Genomic DNA, 17,030 nt, shown 5'->3' with positions numbered 1-17,030 from the left:
CCATGGAGCATAACATAGCAGTAGGATTAGATATAGGAACCACAAAAATTGTGGCTATGATTGGTCGTAAAAATGAATACGGTAAACTTGAAATTTTAGGTATTGGAAAATCTAAAAGTTTAGGAGTGCACCGTGGTGTGGTAAATAATATAACTCAAACGATTCAATCAATACAGCAAGCTGTTCAAGAAGCAGAGGCTGCTGCAGATTCCAAAATTGACGGTGTTACTGTTGGTATTGCAGGTCAGCACATTCGTAGTTTACAGCATAGTGACTATATAACCAGACCCAATTCAGAATCGGTTATAGATGAAAGTGATATTGATAGACTTATCAACCAGGTTCATAAATTAGTAATGCTTCCTGGTGAGGAGATCATTCATGTATTACCTCAAGAATATAAGGTAGATGGGCAAGCCGAAATTAAAGAACCTATTGGGATGTATGGAGGCAGATTGGAAGCTAATTTTCATGTGGTAGTTGGGCAAGTATCTTCTATAAGAAATGTTGGACGCTGTATTCAAAGTGCAGGACTGAATTTAGAAGGCATCACTTTAGAGCCTTTAGCATCAGCCAATGCTGTTTTAAGCCAAGAAGAAAAAGAAGCAGGAGTTGCTTTGATTGATATTGGAGGTGGTACCACAGATTTGGCTATTTTTAGAGATGGTATCATCCGTCATACAGCAGTCATTCCGTTTGGAGGCAATGTTATTACCGAAGATATAAAAGAAGGTTGTTCTATTATTGAAAAACAAGCAGAATTACTAAAAATAAAATTTGGGTCCGCATGGCCTGGTGAAAATAAAGATAATGAAATTGTTTCTATACCAGGGTTGCGAGGACGTGAGCCTAAGGAGATAACCCTCAAAAATCTCTCAAGAATTATTCATGCACGTGTGGTAGAAATTGTTGAGCAGGTATATGCCGAGATTAAAAACTACGGACATGAAGAACAAAAGAAAAAACTAATAGCAGGTATTGTTTTAACAGGTGGCGGGGCGCAATTAAAACATTTGAAGCAATTGGTAGAATACATTACAGGAATGGATACTCGTATTGGTTATCCTAATGAGCATTTGGCTGGTAATAGTGATGGAGAAGTAACAAGTCCATTGTTTGCTACCGCAGTAGGATTGGTATTAGATGGTTTGAAGCGCCAAGACCGAAAAAAAATTGAGCAGCAAGAAATTCAAGTTGAAAAAGAAAAAGTAGAAGAAGCTTCACCTGAAGAAATTAAAGAAAAACCAGTAAAAGAAAGACGTTCTTTCTTAGATAAACTAACTGAAAGAGTTAAAGATTTTTTAGATAATGCTGAGTAGAATTAAAAAATTAGAATCAACCATTGAATAAAAATAAAATTAAGTACAAAACCCCAAAAAAATAGAATTTATGAGCAGCAACAAAGAATTCGAAAGCATAGCATTTGATTTGCCTAAAAACCAATCAAATGTTATTAAAGTTATTGGTGTTGGTGGCGGTGGTAGTAACGCTATCAACCACATGTTTCAACAAGGTATAAAAGGTGTAGATTTTTATATCTGTAATACTGATGCACAAGCACTTCAAAATAGTGGTGTTCCTAATAAAATTCAATTAGGTCTTAACCTAACTGAAGGTTTAGGAGCTGGAGCAAATCCAGATATAGGAGAGCAATCAGCAGTTGAAAGTGGTGCAGATATTTCACAAATGTTAGATTCTAATACTAAAATGATTTTCATAACAGCCGGAATGGGTGGAGGTACCGGTACAGGTGCTGCTCCAATTATTGGTAAAATGGCTAAAGATATGGGGATATTAACAGTGGGTATCGTAACCATGCCATTTCAGTTTGAAGGTAAAATGCGTATTGAACAAGCGCAACAAGGTATAGAAAAATTAAGAGATGTTGTTGATTCACTCATTGTTATCAATAATAACAAACTTCGTGAAGTTTATGGGAATTTGGGCTTTAAAGCTGGTTTTTCAAAAGCAGATGAAGTTCTATCTACTGCTGCTCGTGGTATAGCTGAAGTTATTACACATCATTATACTCAAAATATCGATTTACGCGATGCTAAAACTGTATTAAGTAATAGTGGTACAGCTATTATGGGGTCAGCTTTGGCTTCAGGACAAAACCGTGCCAATGATGCCATTCGCAAAGCTTTGGATTCACCTTTATTGAATGATAACAAAATTACTGGGGCTAAAAATGTATTGCTGCTTATTGTTTCTGGTTCTCATGAAATTACCATTGATGAAATAGGTGAAATTAATGATCATATTCAAAATGAAGCAGGTCACGGTGCTAATATTATTATGGGTGTTGGTGAAGATGAGTCTTTAGAAGAATCTATTGCGGTAACCATCATTGCAACGGGTTTTAATGTTGAGCAGCAAGATGAAATTTCTAATACTGAAACTAAAAAAGTTATACATTCTTTAGAAGATGATAAAGAACTTCAAGGAAAAGAAAAAGACCCTGTCATAATAGCACCTGTTATTGAATTTGAAAAGAAACAAGAGTCTAAAGTTGTTAAACACACATTGGAACTTGATGAAGATGATCAGCTAAGCAATTTTGAAAACAATTTAGTCAATAAGCAAAAATTGCGCGATCCTGACGCTGATTTTGATTTAATTCCAACTTCAGAAATCATTAGAAATATCAAGGTTGTTTATGATGAAGTTGATGCCGTTATTGAAGAAGAAGAGGATTTTGTTATAAAGCCTGTAACAAAAATGTCTACTAAAGAAGATGTTAAAGTGATTGTGGAAGAAGATGAACAAGTTACATTAACTTTTGATTTCCCGATGTCAACAGACAAAAAGGAAGTTGAGGAGTCTGAAGCAGAAGAAGTGATTTCATATGATCTTAATGAAGATGATGTCAAAGAAATTTTTGTTAAAGATCCTATTGAACTTTTAACAGTGACTGAATCCAGTGAAAAAGGAGATGTGCGCTATGTTTTGGATGATTATGATGAGGTTGAATCATCAATCAATAAAAAGAAAACTGCTACTAAAGAGGTTGTAGAGAATATTGATCAGGATATTGTTTTTGAAAAGAAAACAGTAAAAAAAGAAGTTGTGGAAGAGGCTCCTTCAGAAGAGGTTGATCCTATGAATAGTCCAATTTCAGATATGCTTAAAGAACGTGCCGCAGAGCGTAGACTTAAAATGAAAGATTTTAATTATAAATTCAATAACGCAAAGATTGATGATATTGAAAAAGTGCCTGCTTATAGACGGCAGGGTGTCAATTTAAATGATGCTAAGCATTCTTCTGAAACAGATATTTCTAGAACAAGTGTTGGTTTGGATGATAATGACGACATACAATTAAGAAGTAATAATTCTTATTTGCACGATAACGTAGATTAATGTGTTAATTTACGTTATTTAACTTAATCATAAACCCGAAAAACTCCCTTAGTTTTTCGGGTTTTTTCATCATTGTTTTGTCACTTTTGCGAAGGATAGAATCATTTTTTCTTAGTATATTCGCATTCTAATAAAATTTTGAATATGAGTTTGCAACAAGATATAATGTCAGCTTTGAAAGAAGCTATGAAGTCTAAAGATCAAACCGCATTAACGGCTTTGCGTGCTGTGAAATCTGCTATTTTATTAGCTCAAACAGAGAGCGGTGCTAAAGAAGAATTGACTGAAGAGCAAGAGCTTAAAATACTTCAAAAGCAAGTGAAACAACGTAGAGATAGTGCGTCAATATACTTGGACCAAGGTCGAGAAGATTTGGCAGCTCCAGAATTGGCAGAAGCAGAAGTGATTGCTCAATTTTTACCAGAAGCATTAAGTGAAGAGGCTATTACAGAAGTGGTGGTTTCAATCATTAAAAAAGTTGGTGCAGAAGGTATGAAGGATATGGGGAAGGTTATGGGAATGGCAAGTAAAGAATTAGGTGGTCAAGCTGATGGAAAAACTATTTCTAATATTGTAAAAATACAATTATCTAAATAAAATACATGCACTTACTTAGATAAGAGCAATGGCTGCGTAGTTCAACTGGATAGAATATCAGATTTCGGCTCTGAGGGTTGGGGGTTCGAATCCCTTCGCGGTCACAAAATAAAATCGTAATGTGCTAATTTTTAGCTTGTTGCGATTTTTTTGTTTAATGGATTTTGCGTAACATTTGTTCGACATTTATTTTTTTAGTTTTTCACAGGACTTAGTAGTAACTCCATAATTAGAAGCTTTTGCACATTCTTTTTTTAAAAGCTTAATCTCCTTTTCTAGGGATTCTATCTTCTCTCTTTGTAGTCTTATTATGTACTCGTCTTTATCGTTAGAGTATATTTTTGCTTGAGATTCATTTGAAACAGTTTCTCTTTTTATCATCTCTCCAACACCAGTTAAAAGCCACTCCAAGTTAATAGTTTTATCGTATGCGATAAATTTCGCTATGTTATCCTCACTTATACCGCTGTCTTTATCTAAAACGCCTCTAGTTATACCAGTTTCCTGATAAAATTTATATTTACTAATGTGTTTGTATTCAATGTATTGAAGTATTCTTTTCTTTATAGGTGAAAAATTTTGCATATTTTATTTGGTTTAAATGAAATATATCGTTTTAGTTTACTAATCATTGTCTATGTATGTTCTTATATATACAATCTGAAACAATACAAATATATGTAGAACATTGTACAAAACCTTCGTGGTCACAAGTACAAAACCTAATCAGTTTTTTTAAAATTGATTAGGTTTTGTTGCTCTATATACGAGCTGGTATTTGTGTAGTATTTAATTAATTTCTTTTCAGTACTTTTAAATTGACAATTTTTACTTAATAAATGCATTAAGCAGTCTATGCAGGTTTTTATGATTTTAGAAAATTATTCTTTTGAAAGCAAAGTCATCTTAGGTATATTCTTTGCAATTTTACTTTATATGATGATTCATTTTTTAGTTAAAATGATAGAAATGGCATATGTTTTAAAATACCGAAAACCATTTTACACCCATTTATATTTCACATTAAAAAAACTAAATAAAAATCAAAAATCATTTCTTGAAAATCATTTTGTGTTTTATAAAAAATTAACAAGAAAGCAGAAAAAACATTTTGAACATCGGGTAGCTAGTTTTATTAATGATAAGGATTTTATTGGTAGAGATGGTGTTGTTGTTACTGATAAAATGAAAGTGTTAATTTCTGCTACTGGTATTATGTTAACTTTTGGTTTTAGAGATTTCTATATTGGTTTGATTAGCAAAATAGTTATTTATCCCACCCGTTTTTTTTCTAAAATTAATAATGAATATCATAAAGGAGAATTTAATCCAAAACTAAAGGCACTCGTATTGTCATGGGAAGATTTTAAATTAGGTTATGAAGATTCACATGATAATGTAAATTTGGGAATTCATGAATTTGCTCATGCCATTCATTTGAATAGTATTAAGGAGCGGGATGTGAGTTCAACGATTTTTAGCGATTTATTTCAAGAATTGACAGATTTATTAAGTCAAAAGGAAAGCTTGCGGTTAAAACTTTTAGATTCTGAGTATTTTAGGGCGTATGGATATACCAATCAATTTGAATTTTTTGCAGTTATTGTTGAAAATTTTATTGAAACGCCAGACGAATTTAGAAGTCAATTTCCTGAAGTTTATTATAAGGTTAAACAAATGCTTAATTTTAATTTCTTAGGTTATTGATGCTGCTTATGATTTTTATCATGGTTTTATAGATTTTAGTTTTTTAATTTTAAAATGAAATTAAACCGAAAAGCCATGATACGAAAAGCGCCAATTTCAACAATAATGACAGAAGATGTTATTACTTTAAGTAAAGATGATAGCTTGGAAACAGCTGAACGTTTATTTAAACAACATAAAATCCGGCATATTCCAGTTGTTGCGGGCAACGTTATTGTAGGGATGCTAAGTTATACAGATTTACTTCGCATTAGCTTTGCAGATGCCATTGAGGTGGATGGTCATCATATGGAATCTATGGTGTATCAAATGTTTACTATAGAGCAAGTTATGAAGAATAATTTGTTAACCGTATCACCTTCAAATTCTATTAAACAGGTGGCTGAAATTTTAGCAGATAAAGAATTTCATGCTTTGCCTGTTGTTTTTCGTAATAAATTGGTAGGTATTGTAACCACTACAGATTTGATTAAATATTTATTAAAACAGTTTTAATTTTTAGTTGAATGATTTTTATCATGAAACAACACCTATTAATTAATTAAATTTGTTTGTAATTTAAAGCAGAATAAAATGAACTTTCTTACACCGGTATCTGATATAATGATTAAAAATGTTATTGGATTAACAATGTCTGATAACATAGCAGAAGTTGAAACACTTTTTAAAAGACATAAAATCAAGCATCTTCCTGTGGTGTCTGGAGGGGTTATAATTGGTATGGTAAGTTATACAGATATAATGCGTATTAGTCAAGCAGAGTTGCAAAGTAATGGAAGAAATGTTGATTCTGTAGTCCTTAAAAACTATAGTGTTGAGCAAGTTATGTCAAAAGAAATAACGACTATAACGAGTGATACTACAATAAAAGAAGCTACAAAAATTTTAGCTAATAAAGAATTTCATGTATTGCCAATTGTGGATAACGGAGAGTTAATGGGTATTATTACCACAAGAGATTTACTCAAATATTTTTTAAAGCAATTTTAAGAATTTGCAATAGCTTTCAAGTTTTTAATAGTTTCGGTTTGATTACTGCTTTTAAAAACATAACTGCCTGCAACTAATACATCTGCTCCAGCTTCAACAAGAGCTTTAGCGTTTTTATTTGTTACACCGCCATCAATTTCTATTTGTGTAGTTGCGTTTTTGCGTGTTATTAAAGTTTTTAGTTGTTTGACTTTGTCATAAGTGTTTTCAATAAAGCTTTGTCCACCAAAACCAGGGTTTACACTCATAATACAAACCAAATCAATGTCAGTTATGGTGTCTTCTAACACATTTATATTAGTGTGAGGGTTTAGCGCAACTCCCGCTTTCATGCCCTCTGTTTTAATTGCTTGAAGCGTTCTATGTAAATGAGTACATGCTTCATAGTGAACGGTTAAAATATCACTTCCTAATTCAGCAAATGTTTTAATATACCTATCGGGGTCAACAATCATTAAATGTACATCAATGGTTTTTTTAGCATGTTTGCTAATGGCTTGCAGAACGGGCATTCCAAACGAAATGTTAGGTACAAAAACGCCGTCCATAATGTCAATATGAAACCAATCGGCTTCACTTTGGTTTATCATGTCTATATCGCGTTGAAGATTTGCAAAATCTGCAGCTAAAACTGAAGGAGCTATAAGTTTAGAACTCATTTGGAATATTTTTCTAATTTTTGGCAAAGATAGAAAAGAACTTGACAGAATTTGTCTTTAAAAGATAGTTTATTCAAATTGATAATTTGTTTTAAATAAGTGTGAAATGTCTTATTGGGGCTTTTTTAACACCCTTTTAAATTGAAATAATGAGTCTTATTAAAAATAAAAATTAAAAAAAATCTTAATTGAATTTCAGCTTTTTTTATTTCACATATTTGCCTATTTTTAGCTTTATTTTTAAGAAATATTAATTTAAACTAACTAAAAAAATGGATTTAATAATTCAGGGCTTGCCACTCTTCGGTGTTTTGGCACTTTTGTTTGTATTTATTAAAAGTGCATGGGTAACAAAACAAGATCAAGGAACAGAAAAAATGATTAGGATTGCTAAAAATATAGCAGATGGTGCTATGTCTTTTCTTAAAGCAGAATACAAAATATTATCAATATTTGTTGTTGCAGTTGCTATCTTATTATATTTTAAAGGAAATAATGAAATAGGCTCTCATGGTATGGTAGCTGTGTCCTTTATTGTAGGAGCAATATGCTCTGCATTAGCAGGATTTATAGGTATGAAAGTGGCTACTAAGGCAAATGTTAGAACTACAAGTGCCGCAAGAACGTCTTTGGGAAAAGCTTTAGAGGTTGCTTTTGCAGGAGGAGCAGTTATGGGGCTTGGAGTTGTTGGTTTAGGTGTTTTAGGATTAAGTGGTTTATTTGTAGTGTATCAAAATATATGGGCTGGTCCAGAAAATTTATCAATGGTATTAAATGTACTTTCTGGCTTTTCCTTGGGGGCATCTTCTATAGCCCTATTTGCACGTGTTGGAGGAGGTATTTATACAAAAGCTGCTGATGTTGGAGCCGATTTGGTAGGTAAGGTTGAAGCTGGTATTCCAGAAGATCATCCTTTAAACCCTGCAACTATTGCAGATAATGTAGGTGATAATGTGGGAGATGTAGCCGGAATGGGAGCTGATTTATTTGAATCGTATGTTGGTTCTATTATTGGAACCATGGTATTAGGTGCTTTTATTATCACTCCAGATTTTTCAGGATTAGGAGCTGTTTATTTACCTCTAGTATTAGCGGCAATTGGAATTATTATGTCAATTATTGGAACATTTTTTGTAAAAGTAAAAGATGGAGGGAACCCGCAAACTGCTTTAAATATAGGTGAATTTGGCTCCGCGGGCTTAATGGTTATAGCTTCTTATTTTATTATCAATACATTGATTCCTGAAAGTGTTAATGGTTTACCATTTGGTGCTATGGGTGTATTTTGGGCAACTATAGCTGGTTTGGTAGCAGGTTTGGCAGTAGGGAAAGTGACTGAATATTATACAGGAACTGGTACTAAACCAGTAAATTCTATAGTGAAACAATCTGAAACTGGTGCCGCTACAAATATTATTGCAGGTTTAGGTATTGGGATGATGTCTACAGCAATTCCAATTTTATTGATTGCAGCTGCTATTTTAGTGTCCTATCATTTTGCTGGATTGTATGGTATTGCTATTGCAGCAGTTGGGATGTTAGCTAATACCGGTATTCAATTGGCAGTAGACGCTTATGGACCAATTTCAGATAATGCTGGAGGTATTGCAGAAATGGCAGAATTGCCAAGTGAAGTTCGTGAACGTACCGATAAATTAGATGCTGTAGGTAATACAACTGCAGCCATTGGAAAAGGATTTGCCATTGCTTCAGCCGCATTAACAGCACTTGCTTTGTTTGCTGCTTTTATGAAAACGGCCAATGTAACGGCTATTGATGTGTCTAAGCCTAATATTATGGCAGGGTTGTTAGTAGGTGGTATGTTGCCATTTGTATTTTCAGCATTGTCAATGAATGCCGTAGGTCGTGCCGCTATGGCCATGATAGAAGAAGTACGTCGTCAATTTAGAGATATTCCAGAATTAAAAGCAGCTTTAATAATAATGCGTAAATATGATTCTGATATGACTAAAGCTTCAAAAGAAGATAGAGCTATTTTTGATGCGGCTGATGGTGTAGCAGAATATGATAAATGTGTAGATATTTCAACAAAAGCATCTATTAAGGAAATGGTCTTGCCAGGATTATTAGCTATTGCTGTACCAGTAGCAGTTGGGTTTATTGGCGGGGCCGAAATGTTAGGAGGGCTATTAGCTGGTGTTACCACATGTGGTGTGCTAATGGCAATTTTTCAATCTAATGCAGGAGGCGCGTGGGATAATGCTAAAAAAACTATAGAGGAGCAAGGAAGAAAAGGAACTGATGCTCATAAAGCAGCCGTTGTAGGTGATACAGTGGGTGACCCTTTTAAAGACACTTCAGGACCTTCATTAAATATTCTATTAAAATTAATGTCGGTTGTTGCATTAGTCATTGCGCCAAGTATTGCTATTAATTCAGATGACGTTGCTAATTATATTCAAAATGAAGAAGATAAAACTGAGATGATTTCAACAGTTAAAACGACACAAGAGGTTTCTGCAGAGCTTCATAATGGAGAAGCAAATGTTGCAAAATCAATTGTTAATGATGTTAAAAAAATACCAACAGACGTTATTGTTTATGAAACAGTAAATGGCATTAATCAAAATATTTCAAATTTAAAAAAAGACCAAAACAGCTAAATAGATACAACTAAACTAAATTAAACTAAGCTGTGAACCACATCATTCATTTGATGTGGTTTTTTTTGTATTTTTATTTCAAAATTATCTGCTTTTTAATGTTTAAAAAAGATCCACTACAAGTTATAGCTTTTCAAACGTATGGAACCTCTAACCATTTATACATAAGAGGGAGAGCTATTGAAGATGAAAGCATAAATTTAGAACAAAAAGGAGCCTTTAAATTACTGTTTAATGCGTGGAAACGTTTTGAAACCGATGAAATAAAAAACACTGAATTAATTATTAAAATAGGAGAAGATAGATTTTTTTACACAAAAACAGATAAAAGAGGTTATTTTCTGTTAGATGAAACGGTGGAAGATGATTTGAGTGTGTATGCTAATGATGAAGGGTGGGTAGCTATGGTAGCATCATATAGACAAGAGCATATTACAAGAACCATACAATCTGACAATAGGTTTCCTGTAGAAATGCTAATTCCATCTATACATGCTTCTTTTGGTGTTATTAGTGATATTGATGATACTATTTTACACACAGGTTTAGTGTCCGTTTTAAAATGGCGAGTTTTAATAAATACATTGTTAACATCAGCAGGAAAACGTATTCCGTTGGAAGGAGCTTCAGAGTTTTATCATTTATTGCATCAAGGAAAAACGGGCAATGAGGCCAATCCAATATTTTATGTAAGCCATAGTCCGTGGAATTTGTATCGCTATTTGGAGTATTTTCTTAAAAAAAACAAATTCCCTAAAGGACCTATTGTTTTAAGGAATTTTCCGCGTCTCTTTGCTAAAAAAGCAAAAAATGAAAAGCCACAAAAACAAAAAGAAATTTTAAATTTATTAAAAACATATCCTGATTTAAAGTTTATTTTAATTGGTGATAATGGCGAACACGACCCTGTTATTTATTTAGAAATAGCAAAAGCATACCCCAAAAGAATTTTAGCAATATACCTAAGAAGGGTTAACCACAAAAATAGAATGGCTACTGTTTATAGACTGTATAAAAACTATAAAAACATACCCGTTTTGTTAGTAAGAACTACCGATGAAGCTATTAAACATGCTAAAAAGCACGGATTTATTGCCAATTAGAACAATCCATGAATTTCAGCATCAATTGTGTTGATGACACTACCTAAATCTTCAGGGTTGTCAACAAAATTTAAATTATCAACATCAATTATTAGTAATTTGCCCTTGTCGTAACCATGAATCCAAGCCTCATACCGTTCGTTTAGTCTACTTAAATAATCAATACTTATTGAATTTTCATAATCGCGACCACGTTTGTGTATTTGTGAAACCAAATTAGGGATAGAACTCCTTAAATAAATCATAACATCTGGCCCTTGAACGAGGGATTGCATTAAATCAAAAAGCGATCTGTAATTTTCATAATCACGGTTAGTCATCAAACCCATAGCATGCAAATTGGGGGCAAAAATATGAGCATCTTCATAAATGGTTCTATCTTGAATAATGTCTTTTCCACTCTGGCGAATTTGCAAAACTTGACGAAATCGACTATTTAAAAAGTACACTTGTAAATTAAAACTCCAGCGCTCCATTTGATTGTAAAAATCATCTAAATATGGGTTGTCTACAACATCTTCAAGTTGTGCTTCCCATTTGTAATGTTTTGCTAATAATTTTGTGAGAGTAGTTTTTCCTGCGCCAATATTTCCGGCAATAGCAATGTGCATAATTCTAGTTGGTTTTTAATTGAAATTGATGTAGGATTTCAGTGTCGTAAATATACAAGGTTTCGTTCGTTACAAAAAACTGATTTATTAATAAATTTGGAAGCTTAATTGGAATCTTGTTTTTTGTGTCTTTTTTTAAGTAAATCAAGCTGTTATCTTTTTTTAAAATAATATTTTTATTATTTTCTGAAATAGATGAATACCCATCGTTTTTTATTTTTAAAATTAAACTTCCAAAATAATTATAAATGAGGAGTTCTTTTTCAGTAAGTAAGTAGCAATAGTTATAATTACTTGTCATGTCTATTACTTGGTCTTGTATAGGTAATGTTTTAATGCGTGTATTATTAAGTTTGTAATCATAAAGTTCCAATTGCTGGCTGTCTTGATTGAATAACCAAAGCGTATTGTCATACCCTGTTGAAACAAAGGAAATATTTCTATATGGTAATTTGGTGTTAAAATCTATTTTGAAAATTTCAGCAAGTCTATTGTCTAAAATAATAATGGTGTTAAAGTCTTTGTAAAAAATATTGATTTTTAGCGGGTTAAATACACTGACTGTTTTTATTGTACCTAATTGTATATTAGAAAAATTGATGGTTTTTTCTGTGGTTTTTTTATAAAAAACATTATGGTTTATAAAATAAGAAGTCTCAAAATTATCAATAGAGATTAGCTTATCAACTTGTAATGTTGTTTTTTTAATAGGTGAAGTTTCAATGTTTTCTTGTGAAAATATTGAGAATGATAATATTAAAAATATATATATAATGTATTTCATCCGACTTGAAAAGTACAAAATTCAAACTACTTTTTTTATAAATTAGTTTAAAACTGATTTTGATGAAATGAGTTGGTAGAGTTTTTAGTCTTAGTTTTTAAGAAGAATTTAACGTTTAATGATTAAACTAAGTGATATGTTTGATGTCTAAAAAATTAAAATTAAAATTGTAGATTTATTACTTAACAAAAATATCATTATCAATGAACTTCAATACAATTAAAGCCTCTGTAGTTTGCTTACTGTTTTTCACTACATTTTTTTCGTTTGCTCAAAAAGATTTTCAAGGCATAGCATTTTACGAATCGAAAACATCGGTGGATATGAGTAACTTTGGTGGAGGCCAGATGAGTGAAGAACGTAAAAAGGAAATTTCTGAACGCATGAAGAGTGCATTGGAAAAAACATATACGCTTACATTCAATCAATCCGAATCTATGTACAAAGAAGAGGAAAAACTTGAAGCTCCTTCACAAGGACGTGGTCCAAATTTTAGAGCAATGATTCCTACAGGTGGGCCACAATATAAAAACGTAAAAGACCTTAAAGTTTTACAAGAACAAGAGTTTTTTGGAAAGCAATTTTTAATTAAAGACGATTTGCAAAAACTGGAATGGGAATTGGGTTCAGAAACTAAAACTATTGGACAATATATGTGTTTTAAAGCCACTGCTATAAAAAAAGATGATAGTTTTAATTTGGGGAACTTTGGAAGAAGAGGCAGTGATTCTGAAAACAATGAGACAGAAGAAAAAGATGCTCCAGAAATAGTAGTTACCGCTTGGTATACACCTCAAATTCCGGTTAATCAAGGTCCAGATCAGTATTGGGGACTTCCAGGACTTGTTTTAGAAGTAAATGCTGGTAGAACCACCATTTTATGTTCTAAAATTATATTAAACCCTTCAGAAAAAGAAACAATTAAAAAACCATCAAAAGGAAAAGAAGTGACTCAAGAAGAATATGATGAGATTGTTAAGAAGAAAATGGCAGAAATGGAAAGTATGAGAAACAATAGAGGTGGAGGAAACCGTGGAGGTGGAGGTAGAAGATAATCCAAAATTAGTCTTCAATCAATAAGCAATTAATGAACAAAATTATTTTTTTACTGACTCTGTTGGTTACAGGTTCAGTCTTTTCTCAAATAAAATTAGAAGGTGTTGTTAGAGATAGTATTGGGGAGCCACTGGAGTTGGCAAACGTAATTGCTATCAACCAAGAAACTCAAAAATTAGATTCTTATGGTATTACAAATTCTGAAGGACAATATAAATTGTCTGTAGAAAAAAATACCAACTATAAAATTCAGGTAAGTTATATTGGAATGCTAACCGAGCAGGTGGCAATTCAAACTACCGATTTGAATATTGATAAAAATTTCACTTTGCAAAATGATAATGCTTTAGATGAAATTGAATTGATTTACGAAATGCCGGTCACAATAAATGGCGATACTATCGCGTATCATGCAGATTCTTTTAATAAAGGAACGGAGCGAAAATTGGAGGACGTATTGAAAAACTTACCAGGTGTTGAAATTAATGATGATGGGCAAATAGAGGTAGAAGGAAAAGTAGTTTCTAAGTTGATGGTTGATGGGAAAGAGTTTTTTGATGGCGACACTAGATTAGCTACTCAAAATATACCATCTAATGCCGTAGATAAAGTACAGGTACTTAAAAATTATGCTGAGATAGGTCAGTTAAGTAGTGTTACGAATAATCAAGATAATATTGCCATTAATATTAAATTAAAAGAAGGTAAAAAGAATTTTTGGTTTGGTAATATAACAGCTGGTGGCGGTGCATCCAATCAAAATGAGTTATACTTATTTCAACCAAAATTATTTTATTACAGTCCAACATACAGTATCAATACCATTTTTGATTTAAATAATTTAGGAGAGATAGCGTTTTCAAGGCGTGATTATTTCAACTTCACAGGGGGATTTAGAAGACCAAGCCGAAGTAGTGGAACTAATATTAGTTTAGGAAGTAATAATCTTGGTTTTTTAACGGCTCAAAATAATAGAGCTGAGGATATAAATACCAAATTTGGGGCAGCTAATTTTAGTTGGTCTCCAAATAAATCTTTGGATTTGAGTGGGTTTGCTATTTTTTCAAGTAATAGAACGAATTTGAGAGAAATAAATGATACACAATTTTTTGATGATGCTTCCAGAGATGAGAACAAAGAAAGTAATACAAGGCAGCGAAGTGATTTAGGTATGCTTAAACTATCCGCAAAATATAAACCTAATGCTAATAATCAATTAGATTACGATATTTTAGGGCGTGTATCAAAAGAGTCACAAGATCAAAATGTGGTTTCAACTCAAATAGGAACTATTGATGAATTTGAAAATTCGAGTCCTTACAGTATCAATCAAAACTTAAATTATTATTACACATTAAATGAAAATAATATTTTTGCTTTTGAGCTTCAGCATTTTATCCAAGATGAAGATCCTTTTTATAATGCTATTTTAGAAAACGATCCTACAAATAATAATGATCCTTTAAATTCGGATTCTTATGATAGCACAGCAGCAAATTTAGGATTAAATGGGGCACAATTATATTATGACATAAACCAAGATAAGCGCATTCAGTCTAATCAAATGGATGCTAAGTTAGATTATTGGAACATACTAAATAATAAAAGTGATATTAATTTAACTCTTGGAACTATATTAAGTGGTCAGCAATTTGATTCTGATATTTTTCAATTTTTAGATGATGATACATTTTTTAATCCAACACCTACAATTAATAATGGTTTAGATACTAATCATATAAAATACAATTTTAGTGATATTTATGTAGCAGCACATTATCGATTAAAATCGGGTATTTTTACATTCACACCAGGTGTTTCTGGCCATGCTTATAGTACTAAAAACACTCAATTTAATACAGAAACTACCGATCATTTTTTTAGATTCCTTCCAGATTTTAATATGCTAATTCAATTAAAAAAGAGTGAGCAAATTACTTTAAACTACAGAATGCAAACGCAATTTACAGATGTGTCTAAATTTGCCAGAGGTTTGGTGTTAAATAGTTATAGTTCTTTGTATTCTGGTACGCCAGATTTAGAAAGTGCTTTGTCTCATAATATAAACGTATCGTATTACAGTTTTAACTTGTTTAATTATACTAATGTTTACGGCAGTCTTAATTATAATAAAAGCGTTGATAATATAAGAAACATATCAGAATTTGAACCAGGAAGTGTAATTAGTGTAAGTTCACCGTTTAATTCAGATTTTGCAGATGAAAGTGCGAGTGCTAATGGTCGTTTTCAACGTACATTTGGTAAAATTAGAGCCTCGATTACTGGCAATCTCAATTATTCAAAATTCAATCAATTTATTCAAAATATACAATCTGTGAGCGAAAGTTTTTCACAAACTTATGGAGGTGAACTTCGGACTAATTTTAAAACAGCTCCTAATGTTGAAATTGGATATAGATACAACATCCAAGATAATAATCAAGGAAGTAACAATACTAAGTATTTTACTAAATCACCTTCTATTGAATTTGATGCCTTAATTTTTAAATCATTGACTTTTAAAACAGATTACTCATATAATAATTTTAGTGATGATACTAAAACTATTAATAGCTATGAGTTTCTAAATGCATCATTGGCATATAGAAAAAATCAAGATTCTAAGTTTGAATATGAAATAAAAGCTACTAACTTATTTAATACAAAGTCACAAAGCAACAGTAATACTGGAGATTTTTCGGTTAGTGCTACAGAGTATTTTATTCAACCGCTTTTTGTGTCGTTTAGATTACGATACGAATTATAAAAAATAGCGTGAATTTTATTTTGCATTATTGCTAAACTATAATATATTTGCGCACGGTTTTGGGGAGATACTCAAGCGGCCAACGAGGGCAGACTGTAAATCTGCTGACTACGTCTTCGCAGGTTCGAATCCTGCTCTCCCCACAAATAAATAAAAAAGCAAGCTAATATTAGCTTGCTTTTTTATTTTAAACGTAGTTTTTATAGATAGATAAAACCTATCTGGTTTGAGTAAAAAAGTTAGTAAAATACACCTCTTTCTTTTGGGTTTTTTAAGTCTTAATCGACTGCGTCTTCTACGTCATCAGCAGCGTTTTCAATAGCGTTGCCTGTGTCATCTGCTGCATCTTCTATACCATCACCAACGTTTTCAATACCGTCTTCAATTTTTTCTCCTGCTGTTTTTTCTTCTCTACAACCTGTAAAAATGGTTCCTATTGCGAATAATAAAACAAATAAATATGATAATTTTTTCATCTTTTTAAGATTTTTTAAGTTAATATTAATTTTAATTGTTTGTGTTGTAATTTATCTTTTAACACCACCTCTGATAAGTGATAAAATAAATAGCACAATAAATATGAAGAATAGAATTTTAGCTATTCCTGCTGATGCTCCAGCAATACCTCCAAAGCCTAAAACTCCAGCGATTAATGCTATAATAACAAATGTGATTGTCCAACGTAACATGTTTTTTGATTTTTTAGTTAATAAATGTCTTCCGGTTCTTTTGTTTAAAGATTGGTGCGCGTCTTGATTCTTTTTCGTAG

General features: G+C 32.0%; 16 protein-coding genes and 2 tRNA genes. 12 read left to right on the top strand and 6 right to left on the bottom strand.

The window, feature by feature from the left end:
* Positions 1-2 precede the first annotated feature (2 nt).
* The 4 genes from ftsA (at position 3) to APS56_RS08430 (ending at position 4,064) form a co-directional block, all read left to right on the top strand.
* Entirely contained in the window at positions 3-1,319 is a 1,317-nt protein-coding gene (gene ftsA, locus APS56_RS08445) for a cell division protein FtsA (protein ID WP_054727149.1), read from the top strand.
* 70 nt (positions 1,320-1,389) lie between these two features.
* Positions 1,390-3,363, top strand: a complete 1,974-nt coding sequence (gene ftsZ / locus APS56_RS08440; RefSeq protein WP_054727147.1) for a cell division protein FtsZ — start codon at positions 1,390-1,392, stop codon at positions 3,361-3,363.
* A gap of 144 nt (positions 3,364-3,507) precedes the next feature.
* Positions 3,508-3,960 (top strand): GatB/YqeY domain-containing protein, encoded by a 453-nt coding sequence (locus APS56_RS08435; protein ID WP_054727145.1) that lies wholly within the window; start codon positions 3,508-3,510, stop codon positions 3,958-3,960.
* Positions 3,961-3,990: 30 nt separating this feature from the next.
* Positions 3,991-4,064: transfer RNA gene (locus tag APS56_RS08430), tRNA-Arg, on the top strand.
* 82 nt (positions 4,065-4,146) lie between these two features.
* On the opposite strand, the gene APS56_RS08425 is transcribed toward APS56_RS08430, so the two are convergent.
* Positions 4,147-4,545, bottom strand: coding sequence for a hypothetical protein (locus APS56_RS08425; protein ID WP_054727143.1), 399 nt, complete (start codon positions 4,543-4,545; stop codon positions 4,147-4,149).
* Between the two features lie 384 nt (positions 4,546-4,929).
* On the opposite strand from APS56_RS08425, the gene APS56_RS08420 reads away from it, so the two are divergent.
* From APS56_RS08420 to APS56_RS08410, 3 genes are all read left to right on the top strand, one after another.
* Complete coding sequence (locus tag APS56_RS08420) at positions 4,930-5,667, top strand: zinc-dependent peptidase (RefSeq protein WP_236778399.1); 738 nt, start codon at positions 4,930-4,932, stop codon at positions 5,665-5,667.
* Positions 5,668-5,742: 75 nt separating this feature from the next.
* A complete protein-coding gene (locus APS56_RS08415) occupies positions 5,743-6,162 on the top strand; it encodes a CBS domain-containing protein (RefSeq protein ID WP_054731281.1) in 420 nt (139 codons plus the stop codon).
* 78 nt (positions 6,163-6,240) lie between these two features.
* Positions 6,241-6,657 carry a CBS domain-containing protein gene (locus APS56_RS08410; protein WP_054727139.1) on the top strand — a complete coding sequence of 139 codons (417 nt, stop codon included), beginning with the start codon at positions 6,241-6,243 and terminating at the stop codon, positions 6,655-6,657.
* Here the strand turns inward: APS56_RS08410 and rpe are convergent.
* Positions 6,654-7,316, bottom strand: coding sequence for a ribulose-phosphate 3-epimerase (rpe, locus tag APS56_RS08405; protein ID WP_054727137.1), 663 nt, complete (start codon positions 7,314-7,316; stop codon positions 6,654-6,656). The two genes, APS56_RS08410 and rpe, sit on opposite strands and share 4 nt — an antisense overlap.
* A 272-nt stretch (positions 7,317-7,588) precedes the next feature.
* Between rpe and APS56_RS08400 the strand changes: the two genes are divergently transcribed.
* Together APS56_RS08400 and APS56_RS08395 are read left to right on the top strand one after the other, a co-directional pair.
* The gene (locus APS56_RS08400) at positions 7,589-9,940 is read left to right on the top strand and encodes a sodium-translocating pyrophosphatase (protein WP_054727135.1); all 2,352 of its coding nucleotides are present in this window, start codon (positions 7,589-7,591) and stop codon (positions 9,938-9,940) included.
* Between the two features lie 98 nt (positions 9,941-10,038).
* The gene (locus tag APS56_RS08395; RefSeq protein WP_054727133.1) at positions 10,039-11,043 is read left to right on the top strand and encodes an App1 family protein phosphatidate phosphatase; all 1,005 of its coding nucleotides are present in this window, start codon (positions 10,039-10,041) and stop codon (positions 11,041-11,043) included.
* Here APS56_RS08395 and APS56_RS08390 read toward each other — a convergent pair.
* Positions 11,040-11,654, bottom strand: coding sequence for a deoxynucleoside kinase (locus APS56_RS08390; protein ID WP_054727131.1), 615 nt, complete (start codon positions 11,652-11,654; stop codon positions 11,040-11,042). The genes APS56_RS08395 and APS56_RS08390 overlap by 4 nt on opposite strands.
* Positions 11,655-11,658: 4 nt before the next feature.
* The gene (locus APS56_RS08385; protein WP_054727129.1) at positions 11,659-12,438 is read right to left on the bottom strand and encodes a hypothetical protein; all 780 of its coding nucleotides are present in this window, start codon (positions 12,436-12,438) and stop codon (positions 11,659-11,661) included.
* 203 nt (positions 12,439-12,641) lie between these two features.
* Between APS56_RS08385 and APS56_RS08380 the strand changes: the two genes are divergently transcribed.
* The 3 genes from APS56_RS08380 (at position 12,642) to APS56_RS08370 (ending at position 16,404) form a co-directional block, all read left to right on the top strand.
* Complete coding sequence (locus tag APS56_RS08380) at positions 12,642-13,493, top strand: GLPGLI family protein (protein WP_054727127.1); 852 nt, start codon at positions 12,642-12,644, stop codon at positions 13,491-13,493.
* Between the two features lie 32 nt (positions 13,494-13,525).
* Positions 13,526-16,261 carry a carboxypeptidase regulatory-like domain-containing protein gene (locus tag APS56_RS08375; protein ID WP_054727125.1) on the top strand — a complete coding sequence of 912 codons (2,736 nt, stop codon included), beginning with the start codon at positions 13,526-13,528 and terminating at the stop codon, positions 16,259-16,261.
* 61 nt (positions 16,262-16,322) lie between these two features.
* A tRNA-Tyr gene (locus APS56_RS08370) sits at positions 16,323-16,404 on the top strand.
* Positions 16,405-16,539: 135 nt separating this feature from the next.
* On the opposite strand, the gene APS56_RS08365 is transcribed toward APS56_RS08370, so the two are convergent.
* Both APS56_RS08365 and APS56_RS16765 read right to left on the bottom strand, forming a co-directional pair.
* On the bottom strand, positions 16,540-16,737 hold the full coding sequence (locus APS56_RS08365; RefSeq protein ID WP_054727123.1) for a hypothetical protein: 198 nt from the start codon (positions 16,735-16,737) through the stop codon (positions 16,540-16,542).
* A gap of 51 nt (positions 16,738-16,788) precedes the next feature.
* Positions 16,789-16,950, bottom strand: coding sequence for a DUF1328 domain-containing protein (locus APS56_RS16765; protein ID WP_082379300.1), 162 nt, complete (start codon positions 16,948-16,950; stop codon positions 16,789-16,791).
* Positions 16,951-17,030 lie beyond the last annotated feature (80 nt).

The sequence above is a fragment of the Pseudalgibacter alginicilyticus genome (assembly GCF_001310225.1).
Classification (GTDB): domain Bacteria; phylum Bacteroidota; class Bacteroidia; order Flavobacteriales; family Flavobacteriaceae; genus Pseudalgibacter; species Pseudalgibacter alginicilyticus.
The sequence above is the reverse complement of the archived record's forward strand: the minus strand, read 5'-3'. Positions and strand labels throughout refer to the sequence as shown.

What these genes read in the sequence shown, in the direction of transcription:
- ftsA (WP_054727149.1), top strand. Translation starts at nt 3, where the DNA reads ATGGAGCATAACATAGCAGTAGGATTAGATATAGGAACCACAAAAATT.
- ftsZ (WP_054727147.1), top strand. Translation starts at nt 1,390, where the DNA reads ATGAGCAGCAACAAAGAATTCGAAAGCATAGCATTTGATTTGCCTAAA.
- APS56_RS08435 (WP_054727145.1), top strand. Translation starts at nt 3,508, where the DNA reads ATGAGTTTGCAACAAGATATAATGTCAGCTTTGAAAGAAGCTATGAAG.
- APS56_RS08425 (WP_054727143.1), bottom strand. Translation starts at nt 4,545, where the DNA reads ATGCAAAATTTTTCACCTATAAAGAAAAGAATACTTCAATACATTGAA.
- APS56_RS08420 (WP_236778399.1), top strand. Translation starts at nt 4,930, where the DNA reads ATGGCATATGTTTTAAAATACCGAAAACCATTTTACACCCATTTATAT.
- APS56_RS08415 (WP_054731281.1), top strand. Translation starts at nt 5,743, where the DNA reads ATGATACGAAAAGCGCCAATTTCAACAATAATGACAGAAGATGTTATT.
- APS56_RS08410 (WP_054727139.1), top strand. Translation starts at nt 6,241, where the DNA reads ATGAACTTTCTTACACCGGTATCTGATATAATGATTAAAAATGTTATT.
- rpe (WP_054727137.1), bottom strand. Translation starts at nt 7,316, where the DNA reads ATGAGTTCTAAACTTATAGCTCCTTCAGTTTTAGCTGCAGATTTTGCA.
- APS56_RS08400 (WP_054727135.1), top strand. Translation starts at nt 7,589, where the DNA reads ATGGATTTAATAATTCAGGGCTTGCCACTCTTCGGTGTTTTGGCACTT.
- APS56_RS08395 (WP_054727133.1), top strand. Translation starts at nt 10,039, where the DNA reads ATGTTTAAAAAAGATCCACTACAAGTTATAGCTTTTCAAACGTATGGA.
- APS56_RS08390 (WP_054727131.1), bottom strand. Translation starts at nt 11,654, where the DNA reads ATGCACATTGCTATTGCCGGAAATATTGGCGCAGGAAAAACTACTCTC.
- APS56_RS08385 (WP_054727129.1), bottom strand. Translation starts at nt 12,438, where the DNA reads ATGAAATACATTATATATATATTTTTAATATTATCATTCTCAATATTT.
- APS56_RS08380 (WP_054727127.1), top strand. Translation starts at nt 12,642, where the DNA reads ATGAACTTCAATACAATTAAAGCCTCTGTAGTTTGCTTACTGTTTTTC.
- APS56_RS08375 (WP_054727125.1), top strand. Translation starts at nt 13,526, where the DNA reads ATGAACAAAATTATTTTTTTACTGACTCTGTTGGTTACAGGTTCAGTC.
- APS56_RS08365 (WP_054727123.1), bottom strand. Translation starts at nt 16,737, where the DNA reads ATGAAAAAATTATCATATTTATTTGTTTTATTATTCGCAATAGGAACC.
- APS56_RS16765 (WP_082379300.1), bottom strand. Translation starts at nt 16,950, where the DNA reads ATGTTACGTTGGACAATCACATTTGTTATTATAGCATTAATCGCTGGA.